The 14,803-nt window shown below is 64.7% G+C and carries 16 protein-coding genes; 4 read left to right on the top strand and 12 right to left on the bottom strand.

What is annotated here, in order from left to right:
- Positions 1 to 11: 11 nt before the first annotated feature.
- A complete protein-coding gene (locus ACO2Q9_RS02315; RefSeq protein ID WP_423307898.1) occupies positions 12 to 473 on the top strand; it encodes a Cd(II)/Pb(II)-responsive transcriptional regulator in 462 nt (153 codons plus the stop codon).
- A 30-nt stretch (positions 474 to 503) separates the two neighbouring features.
- Here the strand turns inward: ACO2Q9_RS02315 and chrA are convergent, their stop codons facing one another.
- From chrA to ACO2Q9_RS02270, 9 genes are all read right to left on the bottom strand, one after another.
- Positions 504 to 1,859 (bottom strand): chromate efflux transporter, encoded by a 1,356-nt coding sequence (chrA, locus tag ACO2Q9_RS02310; RefSeq protein ID WP_423309896.1) that lies wholly within the window; start codon positions 1,857 to 1,859, stop codon positions 504 to 506.
- Positions 1,856 to 2,851 carry a glycerophosphodiester phosphodiesterase gene (locus tag ACO2Q9_RS02305; protein WP_423307896.1) on the bottom strand — a complete coding sequence of 332 codons (996 nt, stop codon included), beginning with the start codon at positions 2,849 to 2,851 and terminating at the stop codon, positions 1,856 to 1,858. The genes chrA and ACO2Q9_RS02305 overlap by 4 nt, the downstream gene beginning before the upstream one ends.
- Before the next feature lie 54 nt (positions 2,852 to 2,905).
- Entirely contained in the window at positions 2,906 to 3,685 is a 780-nt protein-coding gene (locus ACO2Q9_RS02300; RefSeq protein WP_423307894.1) for an amino acid ABC transporter ATP-binding protein, read from the bottom strand.
- Complete coding sequence (locus ACO2Q9_RS02295) at positions 3,672 to 4,322, bottom strand: amino acid ABC transporter permease (protein ID WP_423307892.1); 651 nt, start codon at positions 4,320 to 4,322, stop codon at positions 3,672 to 3,674. The genes ACO2Q9_RS02300 and ACO2Q9_RS02295 overlap by 14 nt, the downstream gene beginning before the upstream one ends.
- A gap of 13 nt (positions 4,323 to 4,335) precedes the next feature.
- On the bottom strand, positions 4,336 to 4,998 hold the full coding sequence (locus ACO2Q9_RS02290) for an amino acid ABC transporter permease (RefSeq protein WP_423307890.1): 663 nt from the start codon (positions 4,996 to 4,998) through the stop codon (positions 4,336 to 4,338).
- 52 nt (positions 4,999 to 5,050) lie between these two features.
- Positions 5,051 to 5,848 carry a transporter substrate-binding domain-containing protein gene (locus ACO2Q9_RS02285; RefSeq protein WP_423307888.1) on the bottom strand — a complete coding sequence of 266 codons (798 nt, stop codon included), beginning with the start codon at positions 5,846 to 5,848 and terminating at the stop codon, positions 5,051 to 5,053.
- Complete coding sequence (locus ACO2Q9_RS02280) at positions 5,845 to 6,594, bottom strand: GntR family transcriptional regulator (protein ID WP_423307886.1); 750 nt, start codon at positions 6,592 to 6,594, stop codon at positions 5,845 to 5,847. The genes ACO2Q9_RS02285 and ACO2Q9_RS02280 overlap by 4 nt, the downstream gene beginning before the upstream one ends.
- A gap of 183 nt (positions 6,595 to 6,777) precedes the next feature.
- Complete coding sequence (locus ACO2Q9_RS02275; protein ID WP_423307884.1) at positions 6,778 to 7,215, bottom strand: OsmC family protein; 438 nt, start codon at positions 7,213 to 7,215, stop codon at positions 6,778 to 6,780.
- Positions 7,216 to 7,263: 48 nt separating this feature from the next.
- Positions 7,264 to 8,337: a flavodoxin family protein gene (locus ACO2Q9_RS02270; protein WP_423307882.1), complete on the bottom strand. Its 1,074-nt coding sequence runs from the start codon at positions 8,335 to 8,337 to the stop codon at positions 7,264 to 7,266.
- Positions 8,338 to 8,518: 181 nt separating this feature from the next.
- Between ACO2Q9_RS02270 and ACO2Q9_RS02265 the strand changes: the two genes are divergently transcribed.
- Entirely contained in the window at positions 8,519 to 10,216 is a 1,698-nt protein-coding gene (locus ACO2Q9_RS02265; protein WP_423307880.1) for a long-chain fatty acid--CoA ligase, read from the top strand.
- Here ACO2Q9_RS02265 and ACO2Q9_RS02260 read toward each other — a convergent pair.
- Entirely contained in the window at positions 10,200 to 10,934 is a 735-nt protein-coding gene (locus ACO2Q9_RS02260; RefSeq protein WP_423307878.1) for a DUF502 domain-containing protein, read from the bottom strand. The genes ACO2Q9_RS02265 and ACO2Q9_RS02260 overlap by 17 nt on opposite strands.
- Positions 10,935 to 11,035: 101 nt before the next feature.
- Between ACO2Q9_RS02260 and ACO2Q9_RS02255 the strand changes: the two genes are divergently transcribed.
- Positions 11,036 to 12,148: a mandelate racemase/muconate lactonizing enzyme family protein gene (locus ACO2Q9_RS02255; protein ID WP_423307876.1), complete on the top strand. Its 1,113-nt coding sequence runs from the start codon at positions 11,036 to 11,038 to the stop codon at positions 12,146 to 12,148.
- A 52-nt stretch (positions 12,149 to 12,200) separates the two neighbouring features.
- Here the strand turns inward: ACO2Q9_RS02255 and ACO2Q9_RS02250 are convergent, their stop codons facing one another.
- Entirely contained in the window at positions 12,201 to 12,947 is a 747-nt protein-coding gene (locus ACO2Q9_RS02250) for an amino acid ABC transporter ATP-binding protein (protein WP_423307874.1), read from the bottom strand.
- 5 nt (positions 12,948 to 12,952) lie between these two features.
- Positions 12,953 to 13,591 (bottom strand): helix-turn-helix domain-containing protein, encoded by a 639-nt coding sequence (locus tag ACO2Q9_RS02245; RefSeq protein WP_423307872.1) that lies wholly within the window; start codon positions 13,589 to 13,591, stop codon positions 12,953 to 12,955.
- Positions 13,592 to 13,707: 116 nt separating this feature from the next.
- Between ACO2Q9_RS02245 and ACO2Q9_RS02240 the strand changes: the two genes are divergently transcribed.
- Entirely contained in the window at positions 13,708 to 14,778 is a 1,071-nt protein-coding gene (locus ACO2Q9_RS02240; protein ID WP_423307870.1) for an amino acid ABC transporter substrate-binding protein, read from the top strand.
- Positions 14,779 to 14,803 lie beyond the last annotated feature (25 nt).

The raw sequence follows: 14,803 nt of genomic DNA, 5'->3' as shown, positions 1-14,803 counted from the left end.
AAGGTCAAGCCATGCCCGCACAAAATCCACACTACCGGATCGGGGAAGCGGCCGCACTGAGCGGTGTCAGCGCCGCCAACATCCGTTACTACGAGAAAGAAGGACTGTTGTCCGCGCCCGTGCGCTCGGACAACAGCTACCGCACCTACAGCGACCCGGACCTGCACCAGCTGCGCTTCATCCGCATGTGCCGGGCCATGGACATGTCGCTCGACGAGGTGCGCGCACTGCTCAACCTCGACCTGCGCAGCAAGGCCGACTGCGCGGCCGCCTGCGAAACGCTGGATGGACACCTGAGCCATGTGCGAGAGCGGCTGGCCGAGCTGCGCAAGCTGGAGAAGGACCTGATCGCCATCCGCGACTGTTGCGACGGGCAGGATGCGACCTGCCACCTGATCGAGATGTTGCACCAGCGCGCAGACGCGCAGGCCCTGCCGCGCGCCGGGAAGGCTGCAGGCAAACGGCACGTGTGACCTGCTGCGGCGTGCATCGCAGGGCGGGCTTCAGCCGCGAGCCAGCGTCACCGCCAGCCCGGCCAGCGCGCACGCGCCGATGACCAGCATCACGTTCGCCTTGAATCGCAGCAGGGCGACTGCGGCCAACGCTGCAATGACCGCCGCCACCGCATCGAGTCCGCCGTCCCGGCCCTGCGGCCAGAACACGTGCCAGCCGAAGAACAGCGCGAGGTTGACGATCACGCCGACCACGGCTGCCGTGATGGCGGTGAGCGGCGCGGTGAACTTCAGGTCGTCATGCGTGGCCTCGACCAGCGGCCCGCCCGCAAGGATGAACAGGAACGACGGCAGGAAGGTGAACCACGTCACCAGCGTCGCCGCCACCGCGCCCGCCAGGAACAGGTTGCCACCTGACAGTGCCGTGACATCCGCGCTCTGCCATCCGCCCATGAAGGCGACGAACGCCACCACCATGATCAGCGGCCCCGGGGTCGATTCGCCCAAGGCCAGCCCGTCGATCATCTGCGTGCCGCTCAGCCAGCCGTAGTGCACCACCGCGCCCTGGTAGACATAAGGCAGCACCGCATAGGCACCACCGAACGTCAGCAGCGCGGCCTTGGTGAAGAACCAGCCCATCTGCGTGAGCGTGCCGTTCCAGCCTTGCACGGCCAGCAGCAACGCCATCGGCGCTGTCCAGAGCAACGCGCCCACGGCGATGATGTACGCAAGCCGCGTCGCGCTGAATCGTGCGTGCGCGGGCGTCGGCGTGTCGTCGTCGATGAGTGCGGGCAGGTGGTCGGCCCGGTCCGCAGCGCTGCGGTTGCCGCCATGCCTACCCGGATGAAACCGCTCCGGCATGAAGCGCCCGCCGATCCACCCCAGCGTGGCCGCACCGAGCACGATCAGCGGAAACGGCAGATGCAGCGCAAAGATCGCCACGAACGACGCAGCCGCAATCGCCCAGAGCACGCCATTCTTCAGCGTGCGTGAACCGATGCGCCACGCTGCCTGCAGCACGACAGCCGTCACTGCAGGCTTGATGCCGTAGAACAAGCCTGCGACCACCGGCACCTGCCCGAAGGCCGCATAGACCCACGACAACACGATGAGGATCAACAGCGAAGGCAGCACGAACAGCGCGCCTGCGATCACGCCGCCCCAGGTGCGATGCAGCAGCCAGCCGAGGTAGGTGGCAAGCTGTTGCGCCTCGGGGCCGGGCAGCAGCATGCAGTAGTTGAGCGCGTGAAGAAAGCGCTTCTCGCTGATCCAGCGCCGCCGCTCGACCAGTTCTTCGTGCATCAGCGCGATCTGACCCGCGGGGCCGCCGAAGCTGATGAAACCGAGCTTGAGCCAGAAGCGCAGCGCTTCGCCGGGTGGAACGACGGGCGGCGTGCTCACAGTCAGGGGATGGTGCGCGGAAGCGGCAGGTTTTTCTGCTGCATCACCTCGCGCAGGCGGTCCGGGTAGTCGGTGATGATGCCGTCCACACCCCAGTCGATGAAGCGCGCCATGTCTTCCTTGCTGTTGATCGTCCACGGGATGACCTTGAGGCCCAGTCCCTGCGCCTGCTTCACGAGTTCGGCGGTGAGCGCGGGGCCGTTGGGCGACCAGTACGTGCCACCGGCTGCCTTCACCATGTGCGGCACGCTCGCGTAGTTGCGGCGCAGCATGCCGGCCATCCAGGCCGGGTCGCTCGGCGAATCGTTGCGCGCGTTCTGGAACGTGAGGTACGCCGTTGCGATCGCCGGGTCGGCTTTCTGGATCGCCTGCTGGCCGCGCCAGTCGAAGCTCTGGATGGCGGCGCGCGGCCCGACGCCGGCTTCGCGGATCACGCGCAGGATCGCATCGGCGAATTCCTGCGGCGTCGCCGTGTCGGCTGGCAACGTGGGGTTGGTCTTGATCTCGATGTTGTAGCGGATGTCGTTCGCGCCCAGCTTCTTCGCCAGCTCGAACAGCGCGGCCAGCGTGGGGATGCGCTCGCCATCACGCGGCATCTGCGTGGGGAACTGGCCCGCGTACGACGACGACGGGTCGATGCGGCCCACGTCATAAGCCTGCAATTGCGCGAGTGTCAGCGAGCGGATCAGCGGCCCCTTGCCGGACAGCCACTTGCCCGATGCGTCGCGCGTGAAGGACGGGTTGAGGTGCGGATCGTGCGCGATCACCGGCACGCCATCCGACGTGAGCGCGATGTCCAGCTCCAGCGTTGTCACACCGGTCTTCAGCGCCTGCTCGAACGCCGCGAGCGTGTTCTCCGGCGCGAGCCCGCGCGCGCCGCGATGGCCTTGCAGGTCGAAGGCGCTGGCCGTGAACGGCAACGCGATTGCAACTGCCGCCAGCAAGGCAGCGGCAGCGATGCATCGGAAGGAGCGGAAGGATTGGGTCGGGGTCGGCATGCCCGCATTCTGCGGCATGCCGACCGGCCCGGTGTGACAGCTTTGTGTCCGGCCTCAGTCGTGCAGCGACGACAGGAACTGCTTCAACTCCGGCGTCTGCGGGTTGCCGAACACTTCGGTGGGCGGGCCCATCTCGTGCACGCGGCCCTGGTGCATGAAGATCACGCGGTCGCTCACTTTGCGGGCGAAGCTCATCTCGTGCGTGACCATCAGCAGCGTCATGCCTTCGTCGGCCAGGCTTTCCACCACGCGCAGCACTTCACCCACGAGTTCGGGGTCGAGCGCCGAGGTGATTTCGTCGCACAGCAGGACGGCGGGTTCCATGGCGAGCGCGCGAGCGATGGCCACGCGTTGCTGCTGGCCACCGGAGAGCTGGTCGGGCATGGCGTCGAACTTCTCGGCCAGGCCCACGCGCAGCAGCAGCTTGCGGGCGTGCTCGGCGGCGTCGACCTTGTCCTTCTTTTTCACCAGCGTGGGGGCCAGCATGATGTTGCGGCCCACGCTCAGGTGCGGGAAAAGGTTGAAGCCCTGGAAGATCATGCCCACGCGCTGGCGCAGCTCACGCATGGCCATGGGGCTTTCGTGCAGCAGCGGCTTGCTGTCTACGGTGAGCGCGCCGTCCTGGAACACTTCCAGCCCGTTGATGCAGCGCAGCAGCGTGCTCTTGCCCGAACCGCTCTTGCCGATGATGGCGATGACTTCGCCGCGCTTGACGTTCAGGTCGATGCCCTTGAGCACCTCGTTCGTGCCGTAGGACTTGCGCAGCGCGGTGATCTGGACGATGGGTGCACCGGACGTGGCAGCGGTTGCCGTGGAAACTTCAGCGGCCTGCATTGACTTTCCTTTCGAGGGTTTTGGCGTAGTAGCTGATCGGGAAGCACAGCACGAAGTACATGAGTGCGACGCAGCTGAAGACCATGAACGGGCGGAACGTGGCGTTGGAGATCATGCTGCCGGCCTTGGTGAGTTCGATGAAGCCGATCACCGAAGCCAGCGCCGTGCCCTTGACCACCTGAACGAGAAAGCCCACCGTGGGCGGAATGGCAATGCGCACGGCCTGCGGCAGCACCACGTAGCGCAGTTGCTCGTAGAAGCCCAGCGCCAGGCTTTGAGACGCTTCCCACTGGCCCTTGGGAATGGCGGCAACGCAGCCGCGCCAGATCTCGGTGAGGAAGGCACTCGTGTACAGCGTGAGCGCGAGCACCGCCGCCACCCACGCCGATGTCTTGATGCCGAACAGCGCGATGCCGAAGTAAGCCAGGAACAGCTGCATCAGCAGCGGCGTGCCCTGGAAAAGCTGCACGTACAGGCCGACCAGCCTGTCGGCCCAGCGTGATTTGCCCAGGCGCAGCACGAGCAGGATCATGGCCACCAGCCCGCCGCCGATGAAGGCGATGAGCGACAGCACGATGGTCCAGCGCGCGGCCAGCCCGAGGTTGCGGAGAACGTCCCAGAGGGTGAACTCGACCATGGAGGCTCCTTGTCTAGCGGCCGAAGAAGAACTTCGGACCGGCCCAGTTCAGCAGGCGGCGCAGCGCCACGGCCATCGTGAGATACAACGCCGTGGCGATGATGAACGCCTCGAACGCCCGGAAGTTGCGGCTCTGGATCAGGTTGGCCGCATAGCTCAGTTCCGGCGTGGAGATCTGCCCGCACACGGCCGAGCCGAGCATCACGATGATGATCTGGCTCGTCATCGCCGGCCACACCTTGCGCAATGCGGGGGGCAGCACCACGTGCATGAAGGTCTGCATGCGGCCCAGCGCCAGACTCTGCGCTGCCTCGATCTGCCCGCGTGGCGTGGCCTCGATGCCCGCGCGGATGATCTCGGTGGAGTAGGCGCCCAGGTTGATCACCATGGTGAGCACCGACGCCGCCTCCGGCGTGAGCTTGATGCCCAGCGCCGGCAGCCCGAAGAAGATGAAGAACAGCTGCACGATGAAGGGCGTGTTGCGGATCAGTTCCACATACGTGCCCACCACCCACTCGAGCCAGGCGGGTCCGCCGGAGCGGGCCCAGGCACATGCGGTGCCGACGACCATGCCGATCACCGTGGCAATGGCCGTGAGCGCCAGCGTCCAGAGGACGCCTCGCAGCAGCAGCGGCCACTGCGAGAGCACGGCGCCGAAGTTCAGTTCGATCAGCATGGGGTTCCCTCCCTCGTTTGCTGTTGGCTGTTATGCGGCTTCAGGCCGGTGCTTATTCGGGCAGGTTGCCGGCCGGGCGGCCCAGCCACTTCTGCGACATCTTGTCGATGTCGCCGTTCTTCTTGGCTTCGGCAATGATCTCGTTGACCTTCAGACGCAGCTTGTCTTCACCCTTGTTCACGCCGATGAAGTTGGGGCTGTCCTTGAGCAGCAGCTTGTACTCGGTGTTGAGCTGCGGGTTCTTGTACATGATGGTGCCGGCAGCCGATGCGCTGGTGGCAATCACCTGCGTCTGGCCCGCAACGAACGCGGCGATGGTCGCTGCGTTGTCCTCGAAGCGCTTCACGTCCATGTTGGCCGGACCGACTTTGGCGAGTTCCTCGTCTTCCATCGCGCCGCGCGTCACGGCGATGGTCTTGCCCGACAGGTCGGCGAAGCTCTTCACCGGCAGGCTCTTGGCGGCGAACACGGCCTGGAAGAAGGGCGAGTAGGCATAGGTGAAGTCGATCACCTTCATGCGGTCCGGGTTCTTGCCCAGCGTGGATATGACCAGGTCAGCCTTCTTGGTCTGCAGGTAGGGAATGCGGTTCGCGCTGGTCACCGTGACCATCTCGAGCTTCACGCCAAGTTTGCCTGCGATGTAGTTGGCCATCTCGACGTCGAGGCCCTGGGGCTTGAGGTCGGTGCCGACGAAGCCGTAGGGCGGGTAGTCCGTGGGCACGGCGATCTTGATTTCCTTGGCCTTCATGATGTCGTCCAGCGCGGTCTGCGCCTGGGCAACGCCCACGAGCAACAGGCTGGCGGCCATCGCGGTGGCCAGGCGGGTGAATTGGCGTTTGGTCGGGGTCATAGCAAGGCTCCTAGGTAAGTCGACGATTCGTCGGGATGGGATGGGGAAGGGGAACGTGAGGAAGGGGCTGCGGCTGCCACCGGTGCGAGCGCATCGCGCAGTTGCGCCAGCGGGTCGGCGGTGGTGGGCAGGCGCAGGTGCGTCTGCACCGCACCGATGTGTTCGGCCATCAGAGCCTCGGCTTTCGCGAGGTCGCCTTTCTCAAGTGCGGCGACGATCTTCACGTGGTCGCTGCACGAGCGGGCCGCGTCTTCGCTGGCCTGATAGAGCATCGCGATGAGCGTGGTGCGCGCAGTGAAGTCACGCAGCGTGTCGGCCAGCAGGCTGTTGCCCAGGCATTCGGCCAGGCACACATGGAAGTCACCCAGCAGGAAGCTGCGCGCGCCGACGTCGGTGCCCTGCACGGCTTCCTTCTCGCGGGCGAGGTGGGCCTTGAGTTTCTTCAGCGCTGCCTTGTCCAGCGCTTTCGGGGTGCCGCGTATCAGCCCGGTCTCGATGACGCGGCGCGCCTCGAAGGCTTCGCGTGCTTCGGCTTCGGACGGCTCGATCACATACCAGCCGCGCCGCGCGCTCACCGTCACGATGCCGCGCGCCGCCAGCCGCGTCAGCGCCTCGCGCACGATGGTGCGGCTGCAATCGAACAGCATGGCGAGTTGCTGCTCGCCGAGCCGTGTGCCGGGGGCGAGCTTGCGCGCCATCACGGCTTCGATGATGCGGTTGCTGAGATCGGTGGAAGAAATCGCCATGGCGATCCACCTCAGCATGAACCATGCCTGACTTGTCTGGCTGGTATACAAGCGATGTGCGCCGGCTTTGGTGCGCAAGAGGGTCGCTGCGGGCGACCGTGGTGCGGCGCGACGAGCGGCCGCGCCAAGGCGGTGCACCGGTCAGATGAACCGGTTCACCGCCTCATGAAACGGACCGGATGGTCAGTTTTTCAGCGTCGCCGAGAGCGTGATCTCGGGTACGGAAGCCAGCGCCTTGGACAACGGGCAATTGGCCTTGGCACCTTCGGCCAGTTCCTTGAACTTCGCTTCGTCCAGGTTCGGCACCACGGCTTCCATCGTCAGGGCGATGCGGTCGATCTTGAAGCCGTCGCCGTCCTTGGCCAGTCGCACGGAAGCGGTGGTGTCCACCGTCTTCGTGGCAAAGCCCGCCTTCTCGCAGGCGAACGCGAACGCCATGGTGAAGCAGGACGCATGCGCCGCGCCCACGATCTCTTCCGGGTTGGTGCCGCGACGGTCGTCACCGAAGCGGCTGGCGAAGCCGTACGGGTATTTGTCGAGCGCACCGGTTTCGGTACTGATGTTGCCCTGGCCGGTCTTGCCCGGGCCGCTCCAGTGTGCGCTGGCTTTCTTCTCGCTCATGTGTGCTCCTTGAATGAAGTGAGGTGGATGAATCGGATCAACTTGGGATCATTTGGGACGGGGCGGCTTCACCGCTTCGTCCGGGGTGGACAGCTTGCCCTCCCTCAGGAGAGTGACCGCACGCACGACGGCGAGTGCCACGTTGCGCGTTTCCTGCTGCAGGTCTTCGTCCTTGTCGAGTGCGTCGTGGCTGTTCCAGTAAGGCTCGTAGTAGCCGAGGTAGCGGTCCAGACGCGACAGCGCGCCGGCGTCGATCAGGCCCATCCAGTCGAGCCAGTCGGTGAGATTGCGGCGATGAACCTCGACGCCCGCCACATCGCCATGCACCACCACACCATAGGCGCGACCGGCGATGTGCTTGGGGAAGTCCCAGCCTTTCTGCTCGATCTCCTTGGCGAGCTTTGCCTTCTTGCCCTGCGTGGTCGTCGGGTCGGGGTTGCCGCCGTCCGCGCACACCAGCCGGTCGATCATCTGCTTGAGCACACTGGGCGACTGGTACCAGTGCGTCGGCGCCAGGATGATGACGCCATGCGCCGACACCCAGCGCTCGTAGATTTCGAACATCCAGTCGTTGACCTGCCCGTCCGCATGGTTCGGGTAGCAGCTGCAGGGCCAGTGGCACAGCGGCATGGCGGTCGACACGCAACCCTTGCAGGGATGGATGTGCCGGTCGTAGTCCGACGTGACGAGACTCAGGTCGAGCAGATCCGCCTGCATGCCGGCCTTCTCCACCTCTTCACGGACCATGTTCGACATGCGCCACGTCTTGGAAATCTCACCAGGACAGGTGCCGTCGTTGCGCGGGCTGCCGTTGACGATCAACACGCGGGAAGGCGACGCACTGGACTCCCATCGCTCCTGCGCGAGGCGCAATGCCTCGTGCGCGTCGTACCACTCCTGCGACAGGTCGTAGTCCGGATCCGCAAAGCCCGGCCCCGCTTTGCGCGTGACCGGCGCCTTGCGGCCTTCCGTGTAGGCTTCGAAGGCAATCGCCGCGAGCCGGTCGATCGCATCGCGCTCGCTGTCGAAAGCGGGGTCCATGAAGCGCGCGTGGTAGCGCTCGAAGAACACCTCGCGCGTGGCCGGCTCGGGTGCCTGGCCTTTTCGGATGGATGTGGGCATGGGGGGACTATCCGCATGGGCAAAGACATGCGGCGTCAGACCGGGCCCCGTTGTCGGGGTCGATATGTCCTACAAGATACGTTGGGGCACGCACGTCGCGCAGGTGACCGCCCTTGGGGCCTTCCCTGATGTGATGCGGGCGCGCGGCGGCTAGTCTCCCTGCGCAGGAGACAACACAAACATGCGCCCGCATCATCCGTTCTGGCCACGGCGGCTTCCGTACGACATTACCGCGCCGTCCACGTCGCTGTGCGACAACCTGGAGATCAGTGCGCGCCGTTATCCGCACAAGGCGGCACTGGTGTTCATGGGGCGCGAAACGACGTATTCGCAACTCGTCGCGATGGTCGAGCGACTAGCGGGGCGTCTGACCTCGCTGGGCGTGAAGAAGGGTGACCGCGTCATCCTGGACATGCAGAACTGCACGCAGCTCGTCGTGTCGCACTTCGCCATCCTGCGGGCCAATGCGGTGGTGGTGCCGGTAAACCCGATGAACAAGGCGGAAGAGCTCAAGCACTACATCACCGATTCGGACGCGCGTGTGGCCATTACCACGGGCGATCTTGCGGGTGAACTGACGCAGGCGAGCAATGCGCTGGCTGAAAGCGAACGCCTCGCGCATCTCGTCGTCACCGATTTCACGGATGCATTCGACGCGGCGGCGTTGCAGGGCGATGCCGCGCCGGAGGCGTGGCGCACATGGATGCTCACGCCACATGCGCGGCCCGCATTGCAGGGCGGCGCGGTGCACGCGTGGCGCGACCTGCTGGGCCAGGAAGGCCCGCCGGTGCCTGCACCGGACGTCGGCCCTGCCGACCTAGCCGTGCTGCCCTACACCAGCGGCACCACCGGCCTGCCCAAGGGCTGCATGCACACGCACGCGAGCATCATGCACAACGCGATCAGCAGCATCCTGTGGGGCAACGGCTCGGCGGAAAACGTGACGCTGTGCGTGGTGCCGATGTTCCACATCACCGGCATGGTGAGCCTGATGCACGCCAACATCCACGCGGGCGCGACCATGGTCGTCATGCCGCGCTGGGACCGCGACGTGGCCGGGCGGCTCATCTCGCAGAACAAGGTCACGCACTGGACGAACATCCCGACGATGGTCATCGACCTTCTGGCGAGCCCGCATTTCGAGAAGTACGACCTGTCGAGCCTCGTGTACATCGGCGGCGGCGGCGCGGCCATGCCGCAGGCTGTGGCGCAGCGCTTGCTGGAGCAGTTCGACCTGCGCTATGCCGAAGGTTACGGCCTGACAGAGACCGCCGCGCCGTCGCACACCAACCCGCCCGACCGGCCGAAGCAGCAATGCCTGGGCGTGCCCTTCATCGGCACCGACGCGCGCGTGGTCGACCCGGACACGCTGAAGGAAATGCCGCCGGGCGAGCAGGGCGAGATCATCATCCGCGGCCCGCAGGTGTTCAGCGGTTACTGGAAGCGGCCCGACGCGACGAAGGCGGCGTTCATCGACTTCGAGGGCAAGAGTTTCTTCCGCTCAGGCGACCTGGGCCGCATGGACGAAGAGGGCTACTTCTTCATCACCGACCGGCTGAAGCGCATGATCAATGCGAGCGGCTTCAAGGTCTGGCCGGCCGAGGTGGAGCTTCTGATGTTCCGGCACCCCGCCATCCAGGAAGCCTGCATCATCTCCACACGCGACGACTACCGGGGCGAGACGGTGAAGGCCGTCGTCGTGCTGCGTGCGACGCACAAGGGCACGACTGCCGAAGACATCATCGCCTGGTGCCGCGAGAACATGGCGGTCTACAAGGTGCCGCGCATCGTGCAGTTCGTCGATGCATTGCCCAAGAGCGGCAGTGGCAAGGTGATGTGGCGGCTGCTGCAGGAAGCGGAGGTCACTCCTGCGTCTTGACGTATTGCGCCGTGGTCAGGCCCATCGACACGTAGATGCTGGTGAGGCCTTCCATGCCGACATCGGCAGGCACCACCCAGTCGGCGGGCACATAGAGCAGGCCGCCGCCGACGGGCACGGGTGCGGAGGGAATCAGCACGCCGTGGTACGGGTGGCCTTCCAGCATCACCGGCACGGCGGTGCACAGCAGGGCGAGCACGGCCGCCTTCGGCGTGGGCTTCTCACCCTCCGTCGTCGCGGGCGTGAGGATGGACGCCGGCGTTGCGCTGGCGTCGGCCTCACCCGCAGGCGCTGCCGGTTTGCCGCCGAAGTACAGCCACACCGGCTGCATCGACTTCATGCCGTCCGGGCTGCGCTTGGACATCAGCTCGACCATGCGCGTGGCCAGGTCGTACACCGTGCGCACGAGGGGGATACGCCGCACCAGCGCGTCGACGATGCGGCGCACGCCGCGCTGCAGCTCGGCTTCCACCACCACGCCGATGACGTAGATCGCGGCCAGCAGTACCAGAAGTCCGAGCAGGTAGCCCACGGTGCGTGACGTGGTGACCGACAGGCCGATGGCCACCAGCAGCGAGCCGAACAGGCTTTCAGGGCCCAGCCATGCCGCGAGGATCTGGATGAGCCATCCGAAGAGCGCCAGCGTGGCCGCCAGGGGCAGGACGGTCAGGGCACCCGTGAGGAAGGTTCTCAGGATCTGTTTGAGTGGTTGTTTCATGGCCGGGAGCTTCATGGTTGGACCTCAGGGTCGTCAGGGGTGACGGCGCATCATGCCTCAATGAATAATGGCTGCCACATAAGCACTACAAGGAGACACACTTGAAAATCAAAGCAGTCAAACCGTTCGTCCTGCACGTGCCGGTGACGGGCTCGCAGATCGCCGACAGCACCCACACCATCACGCACTGGGGCGTCGTCGGCGCGCGCATCGACACGGAAGACGGCCTGTCGGGCTACGGGTTTACCGGCACGCACTCGCACCTGCCCAGCGACCAGCTCATCACCCGCTGCATCGAAACCTGCCACGCGCCGCTGCTGGTGGGCGAGGATGCGAGCGACGTCCAGCGCCTGTGGCTCAAGCTCGCGCGCAACCCGGCGCTGCAGTGGATCGGCCGCGCCGGCATCACCACGCTGTCGCAGGCCGCCATCGACATCGCGTTGTGGGACCTGAAGGCCAAGGCCGAAGGCGTGCCGTTGTGGAAGCTGCTGGGCGGGCAGGTGCGCGACAAGGTCCGTGCCTACAACACCGACATCGGCTGGCTCAGCATTGCGGACGACCTGCTGGTGCAGGGCGCGCGCCGCGCGGTGGACCAGGGCTTCACCGGCATCAAGATCAAGGTCGGCTCCACGGTGGAGCGCGACCTGCGCCGCCTGGAGGCCGTGCGCCGCGCCATCGGGCCGGACGTGACGCTGGCCATCGACGGCAACGGCAAATGGGACCTGGCGACCTGCCTGCGCTTTTGCCGCGGCGCGGAGCCGTTCGACGTGTACTGGTTCGAGGAGCCGCTCTGGTACGACGACGTGAAGGGTCATGCCGAGTTGGCGCGCGCCACGCGCATTCCCACGGCGCTGGGCGAGCAGCTCTACACGCAGGACGCGTTCTCGGAATTCTTCTCACAGAAGGCCATCCACTGGGTGCAGCCGGACGTGACGCGCATGGGCGGCCTGACCGAGGTGTGGCGCGTGTGCGAGACGGCGCATTCGTTCCGCCTGCCCGTCGCGCCGCATGCCGGCGACATGAGCCAGGTGCATGTGCACCTGAGCTATGCACACCCGGCCTGCCAGGTGCTGGAATACATCCCGTGGATCAAGGACTGCTTCACCGACCCGGCCGACGTGGTGGATGGCTACTTCAGTCTGCCGCAACTGCCCGGCGCCGGCACCACGCCGACCGAGGCGGCGTGGAAGCAGTTCCAGAAGCCGGTGGGGTGAGCGTCGCAACCGCGTTGTTCGACGCTCTTCTTGATTGGCTGACCGTGGTTCCCTAGTGGGCGAGTATTTGCCCTAGGAACTGTTGCGCGCGAGGACTCCGCGGGCTGTCGAAGAATGCTTGAGGCGTTGCAGACTCTTCGATGCGTCCATCTGTCATGAACACAACGCGGTCCGCCACGGCACGCGCGAATCCCATTTCGTGCGTCACGCACACCATCGTCATCCCGCTCCTGGCTAGCTCGACCATCACATCCAGCACCTCCGCTACCATCTCCGGATCGAGCGCTGATGTTGGCTCATCGAACAGCATGATCTTCGGCTTCATGCACAGCGCGCGTGCAATGGCAACCCGCTGCTGCTGCCCACCCGACAACTGCCCCGGGTACTTGTGCGCATGATGGGCGACCTGCACCCGGTCCAGCAGTTCCATGGCCTCCTGCCTGGCTTCGGCGACGGGACGCTTTTGCGACCACACTGGTGCAAGCGTGCAGTTCTCAAGCACAGTGAGGTGCGGAAACAGATTGAACTGCTGGAACACCATGCCCACTTCCTGCCGTACCTCATCCACTTCACGGGGAATACGGAGGTCATGTCCACGCACAGTCAGGCTCCCTGACTGGAAGGGCTCCAGTCCATTGAAGCATCGCACCAGCGTCGACTTGCCGGAGCCTGATGGCCCGCAAACGACGACACGTTCGCCGGCACGAATGTCGAGAGACACGTCGTGCAGCACCTGCGTGGCGCCATACCACTTGTCCAGCTTTCGTGCGCTGATGCTTGTTTCGGAAACGGCTTGCATGGAACTCACTTTTCTTCTTTCGATTTTGTCTGGGATTTCAGGGCATCACGATCGGAGCAGACCCAGACGATCCGGGCGTCCTCGGCACTGGTCGACACGAGTGCATGACCTGCGCGACTGTCGAAGTAAACGCTGTCACCGGGCTGCAGGGTCAGCGGCTCGTAGTGATCACTGTGCAACTGCACCGTGCCGGAAATCACGAAGACAAACTCCTCGCCTTCATGCGAGGGCAGCGCTGAAAACTCATGAGGCTCACGTGCCTTGACGGTCGCCAGAAGCGGAAGAAACTGCTTCTTCGACAGGTCTGCTGCGAGCGCTTCATATTCATAGCGCTCGGACTGGTACACCTGCCCCTCACCGCGCCGAGTTACGCCTCGCCGGCCCGTCGTTACTGAGTCGAGCCGCGGGCCGAACAACTCTGCCACTTCCACGCCGAGCCCGATGGCCAGGCGCTGGATGGTTTCATAGCCAGGCGACAGTTGGCCCGCCTCAATTTTGGATATGGTGGATGGCGCGAGTTCAGCGCGCTCCGCGAGTTCAGCCGATGTCATGCCCGCGCGGGTACGCAATGCTTTGACGATCACGTCCAGGCTGGAGGCAGGCGCGCGTTTCGCAGTTGCCTTGAGCGATTTGGGCTCGACCATTTGTTGAATCCTTTTAGAAATTTATTTCCAATTGGAAATTATGTGTCGTATCATACACTCGTTTTCCTGCATGGAAGCCCGCGCAAAGTGTGCTGGCGGCGGAAACGGAGAGCTTCATGTCACACATTTCCATCCTCGCGCGCCGCACCCTTCGCAATGTGGCGTTTGTAGCTGGCGCATTGGCCGTTGTATCAGGCGCTCAGGCGCAAGGCAAAAGTGCCTTGGACATCATCAAGGACCGGGGCACGCTACGCTGCAGCGCTCACAACGGAAGTTTTCCCGGCTTTTTCGAAGTGGACGACAAGGGGCAATGGAAGGGCTTCGATATCCAGTTCTGCAAGGCTGTGGCAGCGGCGGTGCTCGGCTCTGCTGACAAGGTCACCTACGTTCCCCTTAGCTGGGCCCAGCGCTTTCCGTCGCTGATCTCAGGTGATGTGGACATCGTCTTCAAGGCCACCGGCTGGACGCTTTCACGCGACACCAAGCAAAAGATCGACTTCAGCATTCCGTACTTCGTAGGCGGCTTCCAGTTCATGGTGCCGACGGTGTCGAAAATCCGTTCCGGCAAGGAACTCGGCGGCGCGACAGTGTGTACCGCATCGGGCACCAGCATCGAGCCCGTGCTCGCGGACTATATGGCCTCCGAGAAAGTAAAGTTCCAGGTCGTCACATACGAGAAGTCGGAGGAGTTGCAGGCCGCCTATTTCGCGGGTCGCTGCGACGCGCTGGCCGGCTGGGGTCCGAGTCTGGCTGTGACCCGCACCCAGAAGGTCAAGGACCCTGCCACGCAGACAATCCTTCCCATCACGCTCACGATGGAGCCGATCGCCGCAGCGTTGCGGGAGGACGACAAAAAATTCCGCACCGTGGTGAATTGGGTGATCGCCGCGATGATCCGCGCCGAGGAACTCGGCATCACCAGCGCGAACGTCGACTCGATCCGTGCGCAGGCGGCAGCGAACCCATCGACCAATCCGGCGGTTGCAAAACTTCTTGGCATCCACAAGGGCATCGGCGCCGAGCTGGGCCTGCCGGACACCTGGGCTTATGACGTGATCAAGAAGGTCGGCAGCTACGGCCAGATCTATGAGCAGGAACTGGGCGTCGGTTCCCCCTATAAGATCGAGCGTGGCGCCAACCGGCTCTGGAAAAGCGGCGGTCTGATCTACGGTCCGGTTTTCGACTGATTCATTCCGACGCTGGATATCCCGT

The sequence above is a fragment of the Variovorax sp. VNK109 genome, assembly GCF_049445855.1.
Taxonomy (GTDB): Bacteria; Pseudomonadota; Gammaproteobacteria; order Burkholderiales; family Burkholderiaceae_C; genus JAGOCV01.
The sequence above is the reverse complement of the archived record's forward strand: the minus strand, read 5'-3'. Positions and strand labels throughout refer to the sequence as shown.

What these genes read in the sequence shown, in the direction of transcription:
- ACO2Q9_RS02315 (WP_423307898.1), top strand. Translation starts at nt 12, where the DNA reads ATGCCCGCACAAAATCCACACTACCGGATCGGGGAAGCGGCCGCACTG.
- ACO2Q9_RS02305 (WP_423307896.1), bottom strand. Translation starts at nt 2,851, where the DNA reads ATGCCGACCCCGACCCAATCCTTCCGCTCCTTCCGATGCATCGCTGCC.
- ACO2Q9_RS02300 (WP_423307894.1), bottom strand. Translation starts at nt 3,685, where the DNA reads ATGCAGGCCGCTGAAGTTTCCACGGCAACCGCTGCCACGTCCGGTGCA.
- ACO2Q9_RS02295 (WP_423307892.1), bottom strand. Translation starts at nt 4,322, where the DNA reads ATGGTCGAGTTCACCCTCTGGGACGTTCTCCGCAACCTCGGGCTGGCC.
- ACO2Q9_RS02290 (WP_423307890.1), bottom strand. Translation starts at nt 4,998, where the DNA reads ATGCTGATCGAACTGAACTTCGGCGCCGTGCTCTCGCAGTGGCCGCTG.
- ACO2Q9_RS02285 (WP_423307888.1), bottom strand. Translation starts at nt 5,848, where the DNA reads ATGACCCCGACCAAACGCCAATTCACCCGCCTGGCCACCGCGATGGCC.
- ACO2Q9_RS02280 (WP_423307886.1), bottom strand. Translation starts at nt 6,594, where the DNA reads ATGGCGATTTCTTCCACCGATCTCAGCAACCGCATCATCGAAGCCGTG.
- ACO2Q9_RS02275 (WP_423307884.1), bottom strand. Translation starts at nt 7,215, where the DNA reads ATGAGCGAGAAGAAAGCCAGCGCACACTGGAGCGGCCCGGGCAAGACC.
- ACO2Q9_RS02270 (WP_423307882.1), bottom strand. Translation starts at nt 8,337, where the DNA reads ATGCCCACATCCATCCGAAAAGGCCAGGCACCCGAGCCGGCCACGCGC.
- ACO2Q9_RS02265 (WP_423307880.1), top strand. Translation starts at nt 8,519, where the DNA reads ATGCGCCCGCATCATCCGTTCTGGCCACGGCGGCTTCCGTACGACATT.
- ACO2Q9_RS02260 (WP_423307878.1), bottom strand. Translation starts at nt 10,934, where the DNA reads ATGAAACAACCACTCAAACAGATCCTGAGAACCTTCCTCACGGGTGCC.
- ACO2Q9_RS02250 (WP_423307874.1), bottom strand. Translation starts at nt 12,947, where the DNA reads ATGCAAGCCGTTTCCGAAACAAGCATCAGCGCACGAAAGCTGGACAAG.
- ACO2Q9_RS02245 (WP_423307872.1), bottom strand. Translation starts at nt 13,591, where the DNA reads ATGGTCGAGCCCAAATCGCTCAAGGCAACTGCGAAACGCGCGCCTGCC.
- ACO2Q9_RS02240 (WP_423307870.1), top strand. Translation starts at nt 13,708, where the DNA reads ATGTCACACATTTCCATCCTCGCGCGCCGCACCCTTCGCAATGTGGCG.